The organism is Sinorhizobium sp. 8-89, assembly GCF_030124325.1.
In the GTDB taxonomy this organism is placed as follows: domain Bacteria; phylum Pseudomonadota; class Alphaproteobacteria; order Rhizobiales; family Rhizobiaceae; genus Sinorhizobium.
Genome location: NZ_JASKLR010000001.1, coordinates 83,680 through 101,761, shown reverse-complemented (window position 1 = coordinate 101,761; position 18,082 = coordinate 83,680). Strand labels below are relative to the sequence as shown.

15 protein-coding genes are annotated in these 18,082 nt (G+C 60.9%); 6 read left to right on the top strand and 9 right to left on the bottom strand.

What is annotated here, in order from left to right; all coding sequences use genetic code 11:
- The 4 genes from QN219_RS00540 (at window position 1) to edd (ending at window position 5,641) form a co-directional block, all read left to right on the top strand.
- Window positions 1-1,287, top strand: a complete 1,287-nt coding sequence (locus QN219_RS00540) for an FAD-binding oxidoreductase (protein WP_283997150.1) — start codon at window positions 1-3, stop codon at window positions 1,285-1,287.
- Between the two features lie 99 nt (window positions 1,288-1,386).
- Window positions 1,387-2,862, top strand: a complete 1,476-nt coding sequence (gene zwf, locus QN219_RS00535) for a glucose-6-phosphate dehydrogenase (RefSeq protein ID WP_283997148.1) — start codon at window positions 1,387-1,389, stop codon at window positions 2,860-2,862.
- Between the two features lie 9 nt (window positions 2,863-2,871).
- Window positions 2,872-3,570 (top strand): 6-phosphogluconolactonase, encoded by a 699-nt coding sequence (gene pgl / locus QN219_RS00530; protein WP_283997147.1) that lies wholly within the window; start codon window positions 2,872-2,874, stop codon window positions 3,568-3,570.
- Between the two features lie 250 nt (window positions 3,571-3,820).
- Window positions 3,821-5,641, top strand: coding sequence for a phosphogluconate dehydratase (edd, locus tag QN219_RS00525; protein WP_283997146.1), 1,821 nt, complete (start codon window positions 3,821-3,823; stop codon window positions 5,639-5,641).
- 40 nt (window positions 5,642-5,681) lie between these two features.
- On the opposite strand, the gene QN219_RS00520 is transcribed toward edd, so the two are convergent.
- The 7 genes from QN219_RS00520 to QN219_RS00490 form a co-directional block, all read right to left on the bottom strand.
- The gene (locus QN219_RS00520) at window positions 5,682-6,047 is read right to left on the bottom strand and encodes a GFA family protein (protein ID WP_283997144.1); all 366 of its coding nucleotides are present in this window, start codon (window positions 6,045-6,047) and stop codon (window positions 5,682-5,684) included.
- A gap of 187 nt (window positions 6,048-6,234) precedes the next feature.
- A complete protein-coding gene (locus tag QN219_RS00515; protein ID WP_283997142.1) occupies window positions 6,235-6,645 on the bottom strand; it encodes a hypothetical protein in 411 nt (136 codons plus the stop codon).
- 297 nt (window positions 6,646-6,942) lie between these two features.
- Entirely contained in the window at window positions 6,943-8,031 is a 1,089-nt protein-coding gene (locus tag QN219_RS00510; RefSeq protein WP_283997140.1) for a sn-glycerol-3-phosphate ABC transporter ATP-binding protein UgpC, read from the bottom strand.
- Between the two features lie 70 nt (window positions 8,032-8,101).
- The gene (locus QN219_RS00505) at window positions 8,102-9,757 is read right to left on the bottom strand and encodes an alpha glucosidase (RefSeq protein WP_283997139.1); all 1,656 of its coding nucleotides are present in this window, start codon (window positions 9,755-9,757) and stop codon (window positions 8,102-8,104) included.
- Between the two features lie 29 nt (window positions 9,758-9,786).
- Window positions 9,787-10,932, bottom strand: a complete 1,146-nt coding sequence (locus QN219_RS00500) for a carbohydrate ABC transporter permease (protein ID WP_283997138.1) — start codon at window positions 10,930-10,932, stop codon at window positions 9,787-9,789.
- A 1-nt stretch (window position 10,933) separates the two neighbouring features.
- The gene (locus QN219_RS00495; RefSeq protein ID WP_283997136.1) at window positions 10,934-11,944 is read right to left on the bottom strand and encodes a sugar ABC transporter permease; all 1,011 of its coding nucleotides are present in this window, start codon (window positions 11,942-11,944) and stop codon (window positions 10,934-10,936) included.
- Window positions 11,945-12,106: 162 nt separating this feature from the next.
- Window positions 12,107-13,465, bottom strand: a complete 1,359-nt coding sequence (locus tag QN219_RS00490; protein ID WP_283997134.1) for an ABC transporter substrate-binding protein — start codon at window positions 13,463-13,465, stop codon at window positions 12,107-12,109.
- Window positions 13,466-13,761: 296 nt separating this feature from the next.
- Between QN219_RS00490 and QN219_RS00485 the strand changes: the two genes are divergently transcribed.
- The gene (locus QN219_RS00485) at window positions 13,762-14,817 is read left to right on the top strand and encodes a substrate-binding domain-containing protein (RefSeq protein ID WP_283997132.1); all 1,056 of its coding nucleotides are present in this window, start codon (window positions 13,762-13,764) and stop codon (window positions 14,815-14,817) included.
- Window positions 14,818-14,909: 92 nt separating this feature from the next.
- On the opposite strand, the gene folD is transcribed toward QN219_RS00485, so the two are convergent.
- The gene (gene folD / locus QN219_RS00480) at window positions 14,910-15,809 is read right to left on the bottom strand and encodes a bifunctional methylenetetrahydrofolate dehydrogenase/methenyltetrahydrofolate cyclohydrolase FolD (RefSeq protein WP_283997130.1); all 900 of its coding nucleotides are present in this window, start codon (window positions 15,807-15,809) and stop codon (window positions 14,910-14,912) included.
- Window positions 15,810-16,073: 264 nt separating this feature from the next.
- Entirely contained in the window at window positions 16,074-16,796 is a 723-nt protein-coding gene (locus QN219_RS00475) for a WecB/TagA/CpsF family glycosyltransferase (RefSeq protein WP_283997129.1), read from the bottom strand.
- A 235-nt stretch (window positions 16,797-17,031) separates the two neighbouring features.
- Between QN219_RS00475 and QN219_RS00470 the strand changes: the two genes are divergently transcribed.
- Window positions 17,032-18,021, top strand: coding sequence for a glycosyltransferase (locus QN219_RS00470; RefSeq protein ID WP_283997127.1), 990 nt, complete (start codon window positions 17,032-17,034; stop codon window positions 18,019-18,021).
- Window positions 18,022-18,082 lie beyond the last annotated feature (61 nt).

Sequence of the window (18,082 nt, the reverse complement as noted above, 5' to 3'; positions counted from 1 at the left end):
ATGTCCTGGCAAAGTCCGATCTCGCCCGGAATTTCCTGGTACGAGGCGACGGTACTGGAGCGTCCGGACTACCCGGCGCTGGCAGGCTCGTGCAAAACTGACGTTGCGATCATCGGCGGCGGCTATACCGGCCTTCAGGCCGCCTACAACCTCGCCAAGAACGGTGCCGACGTCGCGATGATCGACGCCTGCCGTTTTGGCGACGGCGCCTCGGGCCGGAACGGCGGTCAGTTCGGCACCGGCCAGCGTGCCTGGGCGGACGAGGCGGAGGAAGCGCTCGGCTACGAGCGCGCCAAGCTGCTTTTCGAGATGGCGGAAAACGCCAAGCGCTACCTGCTGGACTTCGCCGGCGAACACGGAATCGACATCGAGTTCGTCCCTGGCCAGCTCTCCGTCAGCCACAAGCAGAGCCTCGAGAAATACTACCGCAGACACGTCGAAGCGATGGCGGAGCGGTTCGGCTATCCGCATCTTTCCTTCATGGAACGGGATGAGACGGCAAGCCGGCTCGGGTCGCATCATTATCAATTCGGCATACGCGACACCGGCACCGGGCACATCCACCCGATGAAGCTGCTCGTCGGCCTCGCGAAGCAGGCATCGCGAGCCGGCGCCAAGCTCCACGAACACACAAAGGCACTGAAGATCGAGAAAAAGGGGGGCGCGATCGTCATCGATACCGATCGGGGCACGATAATAGCCGACCGGGCCCTGATCGCCTGCAACGCCCATATCGGCAACCTCGAGCCGGTAACCGCCAGCCGCGTCATGCCGATCCGTTCGTTCATCGGCGCGACAAAGGTCTTGTCCGGCCATCCGAATGTGCTGCCCGGCGGGGAATCCGTCGACGATTCTCGTTTCGTGGTGCGCTATTTCCGCAAATCGAAGGACGGACGGCTGCTATTCGGCGGGCGCGAAGCCTATACGGCCGACAACCCACGCGACATTTCCAGCCATATCCGTCGACAGATCAGCGAGATCTATCCGGCCCTCGCCAATATCGAGATCACCCACGCCTGGGGCGGGTCGGTCGGCATCACCATGCCGCGCCAGCCCTTCTGCAGAGAGGTCATGCCCGGTGTCACAAGCATCGGTGGTTATTCCGGTCACGGCGTCATGCTGTCCAACTACTGCGGCAAGCTCTATGCTGACCTGGCTTTGGGTAAAACGACGGAACTGGACCTTCTCAAGGCCTTGAAAATACCCGCTTTCCCGGGCGGAATGCGGTTCCGCTCGGCGCTCCTGTTCCTCGCGCTCAGCTGGTACGCCCTGCGCGACCGGTTCTAAAAAAGCCGGGTGCGGCCTCATTTTGTTGCGCCGCACCCTAGCGTTTTTAAATCGATTAGATTATACGTGCCCCTGACCTGAACGAGATCGAGATATCCCATGAGCAGCCAGATCATTCCCGTCGAACCGTTTGACTACGTCGTGTTCGGGGGCACCGGCGATCTTGCGGAGCGCAAGCTTCTGCCCGCGCTCTACCACCGACAGATCGAAGGTCAATTCACTGAGCCTACACGTATCATCGGTGCGTCGCGCGCGGCACTCACCCATGAGGAATACCGGGGATTTGCGACCGAGGCCCTGAAAGAGCATCTGAAACAGGGCGAATTCAACGAAGCGGAAGTGGAGAAGTTCACGTCGCGGCTCTACTACGTCTCGGTCGACGCCAAGTCCGACCAAGGCTGGGACTCGCTGAAGAAGATCCTTGAAGAAGGAAAGGATCGCATCCGCGCCTTCTATCTGGCCGTCGGTCCGGCGATCTTCAGCGATATCTCGGAAAAGATTCGCGACCATAAGCTCATCACCAAGAACACCCGGATCGTCGTCGAAAAGCCGATCGGGCGCGACCTCGCATCTGCGACGGAACTTAACGACACGATCGGCCGGGTGTTTCGCGAAGAGCAGATCTTCCGCATCGATCACTATCTCGGCAAGGAGACGGTGCAGAACCTCATGGCTCTGCGCTTTGCCAATGCGCTTTACGAGCCGCTATGGAACTCGGCGCACATCGACCATGTGCAGATCACCGTTTCGGAATCCGTCGGCCTCGAAAATCGCGCCGGCTATTACGACAAGGCGGGCGCGCTCCGCGACATGGTGCAGAACCACATTCTGCAACTCGTCTGCTTCGTCGCCATGGAAGCGCCGACATCGATGGACGCCGAGGCGGTGCGCGACGAAAAGCTCAAGGTGCTTCGCGCGCTGAAACCGATCACCGCGGCCAATGTCGAGCAGGTGACGGTTCGCGGCCAGTATCGCGCGGGCGCATCTGCGGGCGGCCCGGTGAAGGGCTATCTGGAGGAACTCGAAGGCGGCGTTTCCAACACCGAAACCTTCGTCGCACTCAAGGCCGAGGTCAGCAACTGGCGCTGGGCCGGCGTGCCCTTCTATATCCGCACCGGCAAGCGCATGGCCGGCCGCATGTCGGAGATCGTCATCACGTTCAAGCAGATCCCCCACTCGATCTTCGACCACAGTGCCGGACGCATCTCGGCCAACCAGCTGATGATCCGCCTCCAGCCGAACGAAGGCGTCAAGCAGTCGCTGATGATCAAGGATCCGGGGCCGGGCGGCATGCGCCTCAGGAACGTGCCCCTGGACATGAGCTTCGCCGAAGCCTTCGACGTGCGCAACGCCGACGCCTATGAGCGTCTGCTGCTCGATGTCGTCCGCAACAACCAGACGCTGTTCGTGCGCCGCGACGAAGTGGAAGCCGCCTGGCAATGGATCGACCCTATCCTCAAGGCGTGGGAAACGACCGGGCAGCAGGTGCAGGGCTATACGGCCGGCACCTGGGGGCCGAGCCAGTCGATCGCGCTGATCGAGCGCGACGGCCGCACCTGGAACGATACGATCTAGGACCGGCTCATGAACACCATCCTGCACACATTCGAGAATGGAACTGCACTGGCGGAAGGGCTCGCGGACGCCGTCCGCGCCAGGCTCGCCGCGGCGATCGATGCGCGCGGCTCGGCGAGCATCGCGGTCTCCGGCGGATCGACGCCGAAAGCGTTCTTCCAGGTGCTGTCCCAGCGCGAACTCGACTGGGCGAAAGTGACCGTCACCCTCGTCGACGAACGCTTCGTGCCGCAGGAAAACGAACGCTCCAACCATGGCCTCGTCGCTCAGAACCTCCTGCAAAACAAGGCGGCCGAGGCCAATTTCGTGCCGCTCTATCACGCCGCGGCGACCGCCGAGGAGGCGGCGACCATGGCGAGCCAATCGGTGGCGGCCATCGGCACGCCCTTCGATGTGGTCGTTCTCGGAATGGGAACGGACGGGCATACCGCGTCGTTCTTCCCGGGTGGGACGCGCCTCAAGGAGGCGATCGATCCTGCGACGCCACGTGGCGTGATCACCATGGAAGCGGAAGGTGCGGGCGAGATCCGCCTGACTTTCACCTTTTCCAGTCTTCAGGACGCCGGGCTGCTCGTCCTGCATATCGAAGGCGACGGCAAGAAGGAGGTTCTTGCCCGAGCGGAGGCGCCCGGCGACGAGGCGGAGATGCCGATCCGCGCCATGTTGCGGCGGGCCGCCTCGCCGCTGCAGATCTACTGGGCGCCGTAACACGGCGGAGCGTGACCCGTTCGGGCAATCCGCCGAGGGGATAGAAAGCGCTCCGAACTGGAGCATTCCCTGCGCGCTCACTCGAATGCGCAAGGTCATGCTGGGTGATTTGTCCTTATTTCGCGATCGGATTGAGGGTAAATTACAACAGCAATTCAAACTGTTGCAGCCGCCGATGCGAAGAGCGCGGCCGCTGTAGACCGATAACAGGATGAAGACAGGAGCCCCAAGCTCCGGAACAGGATGTATCATGTCCGCCGATTCCCGCGTTGCCACAATCACCGCCCGCATCGTCGAGCGCTCGAAATCCCAGCGCGAAGTCTATCTCGATCGCGTCCGTAGCGCGGCGGCAAACGGGCCGCACCGTAGCGTGCTCGGCTGCGGCAACCTCGCGCACGGGTTTGCCGTCTGTTCCCCCGCCGAGAAGACGGCGCTCGCGGGTGACCGCGTCCCCAACCTCGGCATCATCACCTCCTACAACGACATGCTCTCGGCGCATCAGCCCTTCGAGACCTATCCGGCACTGATCCGGGAGGCGGCTCGCGAGGCGGGCGGCGTGGCGCAAGTCGCCGGTGGCGTGCCTGCGATGTGCGACGGCGTCACCCAAGGGCAGCCCGGCATGGAGCTTTCCCTCTTCTCGCGCGACCTGATCGCGATGGCTGCCGGCGTCGGCCTGTCGCACAACATGTTCGATTCCGCGGTCTATCTCGGCGTCTGCGACAAGATCGTCCCGGGCCTTGTCATCGCAGCGCTGACTTTCGGCCACTTGCCGGCGGTCTTCATTCCCGCCGGACCGATGACGTCGGGTCTGCCTAACGACGAAAAGGCCCGCGTCCGCCAGCTCTTCGCCGAAGGCAAGGTCGGTCGCGACGAACTGCTCGAGGCGGAATCCAAGTCCTATCACGGCCCGGGTACCTGCACCTTCTACGGCACCGCCAACTCCAACCAGATGCTGATGGAAATCATGGGCTTCCACCTGCCCGGCGCCTCCTTCATCAATCCCGGCACGCCGCTGCGTGACGCGCTGACGAAGGAAGCGGCGAAGCGGGCGCTCGCCATCACCGCCATGGGCAACGAGTTCACGCCCGCCGGCGAAATGATCGATGAACGATCGATCGTCAACGGTGTCGTCGGCCTGCACGCGACGGGCGGCTCGACCAACCACACCATGCATCTTGTTGCCATGGCGCGCGCGGCGGGCATCCTGCTTACCTGGCAGGATATCTCGGAACTTTCCGACATCGTGCCGCTTCTCGCGCGTGTCTATCCGAACGGACTCGCGGACGTGAACCATTTCCACGCCGCCGGCGGCATGGGCTTCCTGATCAGCCAGCTGCTCAAGAACGGATTGCTGCACGACGATGTCAGGACGGTGTTCGGCCAAGGCCTCGACGCCTATGCGATCGACGTCAAGCTCGGCGCCAACGGCGGCGTCCACCGCGAGCCGGCGTCGCAAGAGAGTGCCGACCCGAAAGTACTGTCGACGATTGACCAACCGTTCCAACACACCGGCGGGCTAAAGATGCTCTCGGGCAATCTCGGCAAGGCCGTGATCAAGATTTCGGCCGTCAAACCGGAGCGCCATGTCATTGAGGCTCCGGCGAAGATCTTTCACGACCAAGCGGAACTCAACGCCGCATTCAAGGCGGGGAAGCTCGAAGGCGATTTCGTCGCGGTGGTCCGCTTCCAAGGGCCGAAGGCCAATGGCATGCCGGAACTGCACAAGCTGACGACCGTGCTCGGCATTCTCCAAGACCGCGGTCAGAAAGTCGCGATCTTGACCGATGGCCGCATGTCGGGTGCGTCCGGAAAGGTGCCGGCGGCAATCCACGTCACACCGGAAGCAAAGGATGGCGGACCGATCGCGCGCATCCAGGAGGGCGATATCGTCCGCATCGACGCCGTTGCCGGGACGATCGAGGTGCTGGTCGAAGACATTGCGCTGAGAACGCGCGTGCCGGCACATATCGACCTCTCCGACAACGAATTCGGCATGGGCCGTGAGCTCTTCGCTCCGTTTCGCAAGATCGCGGGTACGGCCGATCACGGGGCAAGCGTCCTTTTCCAGTAACGCGGCGGAAGCACCGGCGCACCGTTCCGGGACGCTCCAGCTACGGGAGCGGCCCGGGATACATATCGTTTCGCCCATCATAATGTTCGATTTCAAGTGTGAACACGTCCACTCCCTCGATGCAGCGGGCATTGAGTGAAACGCGGTTCTCCGGATAGCCGCTTCGCATGATCGCGGTGCCACATGTGGGGCAGAAGTGATGGCCTTCGGTAATGCCGCGCCAGATGTAGCTCGACAAACGGCGCTTTTCGGTGATGAGCCTGACACTGGCGGAATCCACCTTCCAATGAAGGAAACCCGACCGCCGGCACGTCGAACAATTGCATTCGATCAATCCTGAGAGGTCAGCATCGACCTCGACACAAATGTCACCGCAATGACAGGAAAGACGATAGGGTCGCTGCATAGCGGTTCTCTCGCTTCAAGCGCAGTCGATCTGCTGCACTTCCTTATCGGAGCCGATTAAGGGCGACACGCCAGAAAAGACGCGCAGCGCCGTTGAGTTACAGGTCAAATTTCGACGACGAAGGTAATCCCGTCAAGAGAGATGACAACTGCAGACGCATAGCTGCAAGACGGCGCACTTCCGATTTTCAGCGGTAGATATCGAGCGTGCGATTGCGATGGTTCGGGTGCGTGCTGTAGACGAAAATCCGGTTCAAGTCGCGATCGGTCAAAAGCCGCAGGAAGCGGGCCTCGATGATATTGTTGGCATGGACGCGCTTGAGCAGGCACCCGATCAAGGGAATGCGCGCGCTCGGGATGTCGAGATAGAAGTTCTGCGGCAGCTTGAACTTCGTCAGGATACCGATGACGGCGCCGCTCTTGGAGAGCTTGATGATCTCGCAGCGACGCGATGAAAGATTCTGTACGCCTTTCTCGGTGAATTCGATGCGCGCCTCGTTGCGTGTCTCCTCCATTGGGAAGTTCGTTTCCCGATCGTACATGAAGGATTCTTCCTTGTTGAGGAAGTGCTCGTGCACCACGGGGGCCGCGCCGCTCATCGAATTCGCCTTTCGCATTTCTATCTGCGGCGACGCTAACTCATGAAATTTAACAGAGAGTTTGGCTTTCCAAGCACGTGTGGAAAACTCGTGCGGCAGCGCCGGACGAGTCCGATATGGTTAAATCCATCTGACTGAATGCGAGGCGAAAGCGCGCGTTGTTCCTCCGCTTGCGCCGCACCACAGCGACATGGACTACAGCGCCGCGCGCCTTATCAGACGCGCAAAGGACGCTGCAGCACTTTGAAACTGAGCATTCCGGACGGAGAACCGGTACACTCTGTTCCTGGAATTCCATTAGGCGCGATAGCTGCGCCCGGCTTCGTCAAAAAGGTGAAGCTTTGCCTTGTCGGCAGTAAAGCGCACCGTGTCTCCCCTGTTGACCTGCGAGATGCCGGGGATCTTCGCGATGATCGGCTCGTTTTCGACGAGTCCCTCGATGTAGAGCAGTGTCACTTCGCCAAGCGCCTCGACGATCGAGACCGTTCCTTCGAAAAGGAAGTCTTCGCTCTGCGTCGCCTGCAGATCTTCCGGCCGCACTCCGAAGCTCGCCTTCTTACCGCTTTCGGAAGCGTTCGTGGAGATATCAAGCGTCACCGACTTGCCGCCTGCGAGCGTCACGGTGGTCTGCGCGCCGATTGCGGAGATTGTCGACGGGATGATGTTCATCGCCGGCGAGCCTATGAAGCGGGCGACAAAAAGGTTCGCCGGGCGCTCGTAGAGTTCGAGTGGGGCACCGACCTGCTCGATATGACCGGCGGAAAGCACGACGATGCGGTCGGCGAGCGTCATCGCCTCCACTTGGTCATGGGTGACATAGATCATCGTCGTATCGGCCATCTGCTCGTTGAGCTTGGCGATCTCGATCCGGGTGGCGACGCGCAAGGCGGCATCAAGATTGGAAAGCGGCTCATCGAAGAGAAAGACCTTTGGGTCTCGGCAAATCGCGCGTCCGATCGCCACGCGCTGGCGCTGCCCCCCCGAAAGCGCCTTTGGCAGCCGGTCCAGATATTTGGTGAGCTGGAGGATTTCCGCCGCCGCGCGTACACGGCGGTCGATCTCCTCCTTCGGCTCCTTGGCGATCCGCATGCCGAAAGCCATGTTGTCATAGACTGTCATGTGCGGATAGAGCGCGTAGGACTGGAACACCATGGCGATGCCGCGCTTGGACGGCGGCACGTCGTTGACCCGTTCGCCATCGATGAACATGTCGCCGCCGGTTATCTCTTCAAGGCCGGCGATCATCCTGAGCAGCGTCGACTTCCCGCAGCCCGACGGCCCAACGAAGACGATGAACTCACCCTGCTTGATGTCGAGGTTGATGCCGTGAATGACATCAACCGCCCCATAGGACTTGCGGATATCTTTAAGCAACAGACCTGTCATCGCATCCTCCCCTCTCCATTTCTCCATAAGGCGCTCTTCATGCGAACCGTTGTCCTTCGCCGGAAAACGCTTAGCCGAGGCGCGCGAAGAATGCGCCCCAGGCAGGAAGATTAACCTTGTTGTCCTTGATCTCCGAAACGAAACCGTGGCCCTCGAGTGGTTCCAGTCGTTCGCTCGGCAACTCGGCGGTCGCGCGTCCTTCGCTCATGTTGAACACGCAAAGCAATTTCTCGTTGCCACAGGTGCGCAGAAAGCCGAGGAGCGGTGCCCGCGCCTCGAAAAACTCGATCTCGCCCTTGGCAAATGCCGGATACGCCTTCCTGAATCTCAGGAAGCGGCGGTAATGCTGCATGATAGAGGCCGGGTCGGCCTCCTGAATGGCAACTGCGTGGGCAAGGTGGGTCTCGGAAACCGGCAGCCATGGTTTAGCGTCGCTGAATCCGCCGTCCGGCATGCTCTCCCAAACCATGGGCGTGCGGCAGCCGTCGCGCCCCTTGAAATCCGGCCAGAACTGGATGCCGTAGGGATCCCGCAGATCCTCATAGGCGAGTTCCGCCTCCGTCAGCCCCAGTTCCTCGCCCTGATACAGGCAAACGGAACCGCGCAGCGACATCAAAAGGCTCGCCAGCAGCTTGGCGTGCGCACCGTAGTCGCTGACGCCGTCGGCCCAGCGGCTGGCGTGCCGAACGACATCATGATTGGAAAAGGCCCAGCAGGCCCAGCCTTCTGGTGCCGCCTTCTGGAAATCAAACAGCACTTCGGCCACCCGGTCCGGCGTCAGGGCTTCCGGCGCCAGGAATTCGAAGGCATAGCACATGTGCATCTTGTCACCGCCGGACGTATATTCACCGGCGATCTCAAGCCCGCGCTGGCTGTCGCCAACCTCGCCGACGGCGGCGATCGCCGGAAACTCGTCCATCACCGCTCGGAAACGCCTGAGGAATTCGAGGTTTTCCGGCTGGTTCTTGTCGTAAAGGTGTTCCTGATAATTGTAGGGATTGACCGCCGGCGCCGTCGAGGCATTGCGCCGCTCCGGTGCCAAAGCCGGGTTGTCGCGCAGCTGCTTGTCATGAAAATAGAAGTTGATGGTGTCGAGACGGAAGCCGTCGACGCCGCGCTCTAGCCAGAAGCGTTCGACGGCGAGCAGTGCCTCCTGCACTTGCGGGTTGTGCAGGTTGAGATCCGGCTGAGACGTCAAGAAGTTGTGCAGATAATACTGCAACCGCGTCGGATCCCAGGCCCAGGCCGAGCCGCCGAAGATCGACAGCCAGTTGTTGGGCGGGCTTCCGTCGGGTTTGGAATCGGCCCAGACATACCAATCCGCCTTGCCGTTGTTACGGCTCGACCGGCTCTCGACGAACCATGGATGCTGGTCGGACGTATGCGACAGAACGAGATCGATCATAACCCGCACGCCGAGCCGGTGCGCCTCTGTGATCAGCTCATCGAAATCCTCGAGCTTGCCGAAAATCGGATCGACGTCCCGGTAGTCGGAGACGTCGTAGCCAAAATCCTTCATCGGCGACGTGAAAAAGGGCGAGATCCAGATAGCATCTACGCCGAGCGCCGCAATATGCGCCAACCGGGCGGTGATTCCCTTAAGGTCGCCGATGCCATCGCCGTTCGTATCCTGATAGGAGCGCGGATAGATCTGGTAGATCACCGCTCCACGCCACCAGTCCTTGTGGGGCTGCAGAATGGAGCCGGTCGTTTCTGTCATGTGCATTCGCGTAAAAGGTCCTTGTCTTGAATCTGTCAGCCGCCCTTGACCGACCCCGCGAGCAGGCCGCGCACGAGATAGCGCTGCAGAGCGAAGAAGACGATCAGAGGAACGACGATGGTGATGAAGGCGGAAGCGGTCAGGATTTCCCAGTTGCCGCCGCGAGAGCCGAGGAGGTTGACCAGGCGCCCCGTCAGGACGAGCTGATCCTGGCCCGTGCCGAGGAAGACGATGGCGACCAGAAGATCGTTCCAGGTCCAGAGGAACTGGAAGATCGCAAAGGAGGCGAGCGCCGGGAACGACAATGGCAGGATGATCTTGACGAAGATGTCAAAATCGCTGGCGCCGTCGACGCGTGCGGATTCCATGATCTCGCGCGGCAGACCGGCCATGTAATTGCGCAAGAGATAGATCGCGAGTGGCAGGCCGAAGCCGGTATGGGCGAGCCAGATGCCCATATAGGTCTTGGCGGGCACGCCGAGGAAAGCACCGACGCCGTTATAGAGCTTCAAGAGCGGAATAAGCGACATCTGCAGCGGCACGACCAGCAGGCCGACGACCACGGCGATCAGGATTGCACGCCCGGGAAAAGGCATCCAGGCCAGAGCATAGGCTGCAAAAGCCGCGATCAGAATCGGGATGACCGTCGATGGGACGGCCACCGTCAGCGAGTTGATGAAGGACGCGCCAATGCCCTCCGCACTCAGCACCTCTCTATAGTTGTCGAGCGTGAAACGCGGCGGTGCCGCGGCGGTGAAAAAGATGCGCTGGCCGCGCGAGCCTTCCATCCTCGTGTCGGAAACGATCTCGAAGCTGCCGTCCGCCTGCACCGTCAGCTTCTCGCCGTCGTTCAGTTCCGCGGTTTCGCCGGCCTTGAACGCCGCCGGTTCACGACTGGAGAAGCCGAAGGCCGAAACCTGTCCGGCCTGACCATCGAGAACGTTGCCGGAGATGACGAACTTGCCGTTCCGTTCGACCTGGCTGTCGGCCGACGGAGCGCGCGCGACGGCGTTGCGCGACGAAGTGGCAAGCGCTGTCCACCATCCGGAAACGGCGAGCTGATCCTTGTCGCGCAGCGACGAGATCAACAGGCCGGCGGTCGGCATCGTCCAGAGCGCAACGATGAGAAGCACCGAGAGATGGACGGCCCACATCAGCGGGGAGCGCGTGGCTGGGGTCATCTCAGTGGCTCCTCATTTCCTTGGCCGCGTTGCGGATGTTCCAGATCATGATCGGGACGACGAGAATCATGATCACCACGGCAATCGACGCGCCGCGGCCGAAGTCCCCGCCACCGCGGAACATCCAGTCGAACATGAGATTGGCGAGCACCTGGCTCTGCCATTGCCCGTTCGTCATCGCCAGAACGATGTCGAAAACCTTGAGCACCAGGATCGTGATGGTGGTCCAGACGACAGCGATCGTGCCCCAGATCTGCGGCACCATGATCTTGAAGAAGATCTGCCAGCCGTTGGCGCCGTCGATCACCGCGGCCTCGATGGTCTCTTCGGGTATGCCGCGCAGAGCCGCGGAGAGAATGACCATCGCAAATCCGGTCTGGATCCAGATGAGGATGACCATGAGGAAGAAATTGTTCCAGAAAGGCAGCGTGATCCAGGCCTGCGGTACGCCGCCGAAGGCGACGACGATGGCATTCAAGAGGCCGATCTGCTCTGTTCCCTCCGCACGATAATCGTAGATGAACTTCCAGATGACGGCCGCGCCGACGAAGGAGATCGCCATCGGCATGAAGATCAGCGTCTTGGCGATGTTGCCCCACCAGATGCGATCGGTGAGTGCGGCAATGACCAGGCCGAAGAAGGTGGACAGCGCAGGCACGACGAGCAGCCAGAGAAAATTGTTGAAGATCGACTGACGGAATTCCCCGTCGTTAATCATCCAGCCGTAGTTGCGCGCGCCGACGAAATTCTGGCCGCCGCGGTCATGGAAGCTCAGCCACACGGATTCGATTACCGGATAGATGAGGTAGATCGTCAGCGCGAACAGTGCGGGCGCCAGAAATAGCCAGGGCCGGATGGCGTTGGTGATGCGCAGGTTGCGGGACGCAGCCTTACCGGAGAGACCTTTCGACGGGAAAATCCGGTCGAGAATGAAATTTGTGCCCCAGAAATATGCTGCACAAGCCAGGACACCGGCAATCATCGTCAGAATGGCAGCGAGTAGCTGCTGCATGACACATCCCTCCCCTTAAACGCGCTCCGAAGCAGGATGCTCCGGGCGCATCGTGTGATGGCGGCTACCGCTCTTGATTGGGATTACCCCGATTGCCAAGGCAATCCGGAAACGAAGGAGCGGCGGACGAGGTTAGCATCGTCCGCCGTCTTTGTTTTAGTCTTACTTGATGGAGTCCCATGCCTTCTGCACGCCGGCTGCGACGTCGGCAGACGACTTGCCGCCCACGAAATCGACCATACCCGTCCAGAAGGCGCCTGCGCCGATCTTGCCCGGCATCAGGTCGGAACCATCGAAACGGAAGGTCGTCGCATTGAGCAGGATCTCGCCCTGCTTCTTCAGCGGCGGATTGCCATAGGTCTCGACGTTGACGCTCTTGTAGGGCGTCAGGAAACTCGTCTGGGCCATCCAGACCTCATGCGCGATCGGCGTCTTCAGAAACTCGATGAAGGCGCGTGCGGCCGGCGTGTCCTTGGTGATCATCGCAAGCGTACCGGCACCCAGCACCGGATTGCCGAGATCCTTCTTGCTCTCATAGGGAGGCATGTAGAAGAAATCGGCATCCTCGCCGATCACGGTGCCTTCCGGGAAGAAGGACGGGATGAACGAAGCCTGATGGTGCAGGTAGCACTTCGGCGGCGAGGAGAAGAGACCCTTCGGGCTGTCACGGAAGTCGGCAGAGGCCACGGCCGCGGCGCCGCCATCCACGAACTTGTCGTTACGTGCGAACCAGCCGAATTCGTCCAATGCGCCGGTGATCGCCGGATCGGTGAACGGAATCTCGTTCTTGACCCACTTGTCGTAGACATCTGCCGGCTGCGTGCGCAGCATCAGATCCTCGACCCAGTCCGTCGCCGGCCAGCCGGTCGCGCCGCCCGAACCGAGGCCGATGCACCACGGCTTCTCACCATCAGCGGCGATCTTCTCGGTCAGCGCCTTCAGTTCTTCCATGGTCTTCGGCACTTCGTAGCCGGCGTCCTCGAAGTTTTCCGGCACGTACCAGACGAGCGACTTCACATCGATCTTGTAAGGGAATGCGTAGAGCGCCGGTGCGCCGTCCTTGCCGTTGTAAGTGGAGAGATCGACCCAGGATTGACCGGCTGCGTAGTTGTCGAGCAACCATTGCTTGGTTTCGTCGCCAAGCGGCGTCAGGTACCCCTTCGAAGCAAGATCGGCGATGAGACCCGGCTGCGGCAAGATCGCGACATCCGGCGGGCTGCCAGCTTGAGTGTCGATGACGATCTGCTGTTCATAGTTTTCGGAGGACGAATATTTGATCTCGGCGCCCGTCGCTTCGACGAAGTAAGCATAAACGCTCTTGAACAAGGCCTCGTCCTCGCCGCGCCATGGACCGAAGATGGTTAGCGTTTGTCCCTTGAGGTCGTGGCCCTTTTTGAATTCCTCGAAACTCGCCCAATTGAATTTGGAATCCTCGCCGGGCTTGAATTTCAGCTCGGCAGCATCGGCAGCCCCCGTTACCAGGGCGAGCGCAGCCACGCCCATCAGGAATGATCTCTTCACGCTATTGTCCTCCCAACATGAACCCGGACGTTGCGCCGCGGGCGGATCATCAACGCGCAAAATTCAAAGCGCTTTGAGTTTGCTAAGAAATCATCGCCGCGGACGAAGAGTCAAGCGCTTTCCTCCTGACCGTCTCAAACTGGCGTGGATATTGCCGTGCATCAACATTTTGCAGCGCGAAAACAGGGCTTTTTGCTTTTTCCTGCGCAGTGCGAGTGGTACAGGATTTTGGGGGCGCTCGCCGGAACACCCTAAATGGACAGGGTATCCAAAGCGCTTTGGGAGGAATGCCGACCATGCCGGTCAATCTTAAGCAGCTAGCGGAGTTGCTCGGCCTATCGCAGACGACGGTCAGCCGAGCGCTCAACGGCTACCCGGAAGTCAACGCCAAGACCCGGCAACGGGTCCTGAAAGCGGTGCGCGAGACCGGCTATCGGCCGAACCGCGCCGCCCAACGGCTGGCGACGGGCAAGGCCTACTCCATCGGCCTTGTCATGCCGATTGCATCGGGCATCGGTTCGGACATTCATTTCGGCGAATTTCTTGCCGGTCTCGCCGAAGAGGCCGTCAAGCACGACTTTCATTTCGTGCTGAACCCAAGTGCGCCCGAAGACGAGGAAGCAACGTTCCGGCGCCTGGCGGCAAGCGGCAATGTCGACGCCCTCTTTCTTGCCCATATGCGCTCCAATGACCCGCGCATCGCCATACTCAAGTCGCTGTCTATCCCCTTTGTCGTGCATGGCCGATCGATCGGAGGCCCGAAAGACTACCCGTTCCTCGACATAGACAACACGGGCGCCTTCTACGACGCGACGAGGCTTCTCATCCAACTCGGCCATCGGCGGATCGCTCTCATCAACGGACAGGAACACCTGGCCTTCGCCATTCGCCGGAAAAAGGGCGTGACGCGCGCCCTCAAGGAGTGGGACCTCGAACTCGACGAAACATTGGTCCACCACTCGGTGATGACCGATGAATACGGTTATCGCAGCATGCAGCGCTTTCTGAAGCAGCCGGATCCGCCTACCGCCGTTCTCTGCTCGAGTACGGCTCTCGCACTCGGAGCCGTGCGCGCGATCAATCAGGCCGGTCTCACGGTCGGCACGGATATCTCGATCATCGCTCATGACGATGTCTTGCCGATGCTGAAGCCGGAAAATTTCAGCGTACCGCTGACGACGACGCGCTCGTCGCTGAGGGCCGCCGGCGCGCGCGTCGCAAGCCGGCTGATCGGCGGCATCCTGGACCGCGGCGCCTACCCGGATCAGGAACTTTGGCGCGCGGAACTGATCGTTCGCGCGTCGACCGGACCGGCGTCCGCCAAAAAGATCAATTCCAGGAAAAGAGTGTGACGGTTTTCCGCCTGGAATCGCGTGGACGCTGAAACGGACGGAAAGGCGTTTGGCCCTCCGCCCGCATCCATTTCACATCTTTGGAGCCTTCGTCAGAATTTCGGCGGCTTGCGACCGGCCGTGCGGTAGGCTGCAATGATCGTGTTCGCCATCAGCATGGCAATGGTCATCGGCCCGACACCGCCAGGAACCGGCGTGATCACGCTTGCAACCTTGGCGCTTTCCTCGAAAGCGACGTCGCCGACGAGCTTCGTCTTGCCCTCGCCGCGTTCCGGCGCCGGCACGCGATTGATGCCGACGTCGATGACCGTCGCGCCGGGCTTCACCCAGTCGGCCTTGACCATTTCCGGGCGACCGACGGCGGCAACCAGAATGTCGGCGTTGCGGCAGACGGCGGGAAGATCCTTCGTGCGGGAATGTGCCGTCGTCACTGTTGCGTTGGCGGCAAGAAGCAGCGCCGACATCGGCTTGCCGAAGAGGTTCGAGCGGCCGATGACGACGGCGTTGAGCCCCGAAAGGTCCTCCCCATGCGTGCGGCGCACGAATACCATGGCCCCGGCAGGCGTGCAGGAAATGAGCCCGTTCTCGAGATCTCCGGTCGCGACCCTGCCGGCATTGACGACGTGCAGACCGTCGACATCTTTCTCGGGCAGGATCGACTGGATGATCGGCTCTGACTGAAGATGCTTCGGCAGCGGCAGTTGCACGAGAATGCCGTGAATGGAGGCGTCCGCGTTAAGGTCCGCGACAAGCGCCGCCAGCTCCTCCTGCGACGTCTCCTGCGGCAGCGTATGCTGGACCGAAAGGAAACCGCATTCCTTGGCCATCTTGCTCTTCGCCGATACGTAGGCGTGGCTTGCCGGATCGTCTCCGACGATAACCACGGCGAGCCCGGCGCGGACGCCGGTTTCCGCCTCCAGCGTCTTTGTGGCGGATTTCACGGTTTCGATGACCGAAGCGGCAACGGCCTTGCCATCAATCACAGTCGTCACGGCGTATCTCCCGGTTTGTCCTTCGCGCCGCACACTCTAGTTCGCGCGGCATTAAGCGATTGCCTGCATGCGCCCTATGCTGTTCCAAACGCATAAATGCAAGAGCTGACGGGACCGGAACAGCATTCCGTCGACGTCAGCAGCATTTCCTTGCATCGCTGAAAGATCCGGGTCCGCCACTTGCAATGTCGTGTCAGAGACACCCCACTGCTCCGGCGAAGACAGTGTTTGACGCAAGCAAGACATCACCGGCAGCGCTCGGAATCATTCCCGCGAGATGCGGCTAGCACCACGGTGCGCCTGCGGCGGTTCGAAATGCTTCTGTTCGGAAACGCCGGCAAGATCGAGACCGCGCTTGATCGGTTTCCACCGAAAGGCGTGATACGCGCGACACCGCCCTGCCTCGGCAGCGAGCCGATGGAGCCAATCGAGCCGCAGCAGACGAAAGAGAGCGGGCGTGGGGGAGAATTCTCCAACCACAAAGTCGTCGATGGCGATGACGAGCCAGCCGTGCTCGGGAGCAATGTTTCGATCGACCCATTTCTCCTGTTTCGAGCTTTCGATCGCCACGAGGAGAATGTGGGGCTCGAGCGCGCGTACGTCATCGAGAACGTTTCCCTGACCGGAAAAGGCGCAGGCGGCTATGAATTCGTGCCAGGGCGCGTGGCTTCGGAAATTCTCGGCAGCGCGCTCCACAACGTCATGATGCGAGCCGATCAGCGCAACACGCATCGGCTTCTCGATATAGGTCAGCAGCGCGGGCACGAAGGCCGCCGCATCCTGACTGGTCGGAAACATACGCTCGGTCACGACCGCATGCCATGTGGGCTGGGAGGCGACTGTATCGGCGAAGGCCAAAGCATCGGCCCAGCCGAAATCGCGACTCGGCACTCGAGATTCGATCCGCTTGGGCGCGGTTGCGACAATGCGCGACAAGGCGTTCATCGCGACCTGCCTCCGGTACTGGCGGCCGAAGCGGCGAACCATTGACAGGTCCGGCCCGCCGTATCGAAGATCGAGGCAGGACTTTCCATCGGCGCAAAAAAGACGGGCATCGGAAACATGTTGCCGCACGGGATGAGAGACGATTTTTTCTCACTTTAGTTGCTTGCTCTAAAACACCGTTTAAGGCTCTCATTCAAAAGCCGTTTTCCGGCTTCAACATCTGTTTAGGAAATTTTGCTGTAGTGCTTGCCGGCTATCTGCGCGCACAGGTCTTACGATGACGCCGAACGGTCAGGACATCACCGTCTATTTCCAGACCGAACGGGAAGATGCGGCCGACATCGAACTCGTGGTCGTCGTGCCGACGTTCCGCCGCCCGGATCACCTCGTCAAAACGCTGAAAACCATTGTTTCCCAACGGCCTGACGTTCCTTTGGCGACTGTGGTCGTCGAAAACGACGCGGACGGGCTGGCTGGCGCCCAGCCGGCGAAAAGCTTCTTTCTCGGACACCCGTCCGATTCCGCCATCGTCGTCGTTCGCCGCCGCGGACACGCCCATGCGTGCAATGCCGGATGGGCGACAGCGCTCGATCTCTATCCCAACCTCCGGGCGCTCGCGGTCATCTATGACGATGAAGTTGCCGCTCCGGAGTGGCTCGATCGCCTCCTTGCCGTCCAGGAGACCCATGGGGCGGATATCGTCGGCGGGCCGCAACTCCCCGTCTTCGAGGATCCGCACGAACAGAAATGGAAGCGGCACCCCGTTTTCACGCCTCCTTACAATGAGAGCGGACCGGTACCGATCCTCTATTCGGCAGGCAACGTCCTTATAGCCCGGGCGGCGCTCGACGGGATGGCCCAGCCGTTTCTGGATCCGGCGCTCAATGTGGTCGGCGTCGGCGAAGCGGATTTCTTCGATCGATGCAGGGCGAAGGGGTTCACGTTTGCCTGGGCAACGGAAGCCTGGGTCGCGGAAACAGTTCCTGTTTATCACACCACCAGGTCGTGGATCCGTACCCGCAGTCTCGAGAACGGCGCAATCTCGGCACTCCTGGAGCATCAGCGCGACCCGACATTCTCCGGTCGGTTGAGAGCGCTCGGCAAATCCCTTGCGCTCATCGCCACCTCTCTGCCGGTCGGCCTCAAACTTTGGGCAGAGACCGGGCTCGCCGCGGCAAGTCTCTATCCACTCTATGTCGCGGTCGGCCGGCTGACGGCGAAGATCGGCTCCGCAGAGGCGCAAGACCGAACGCACAACGTCACCTGAATGCCGGCTCGCAAACGCCGCTACTGCATGTTTCCTTAAATCGATTTTAAGGGACGAAGTC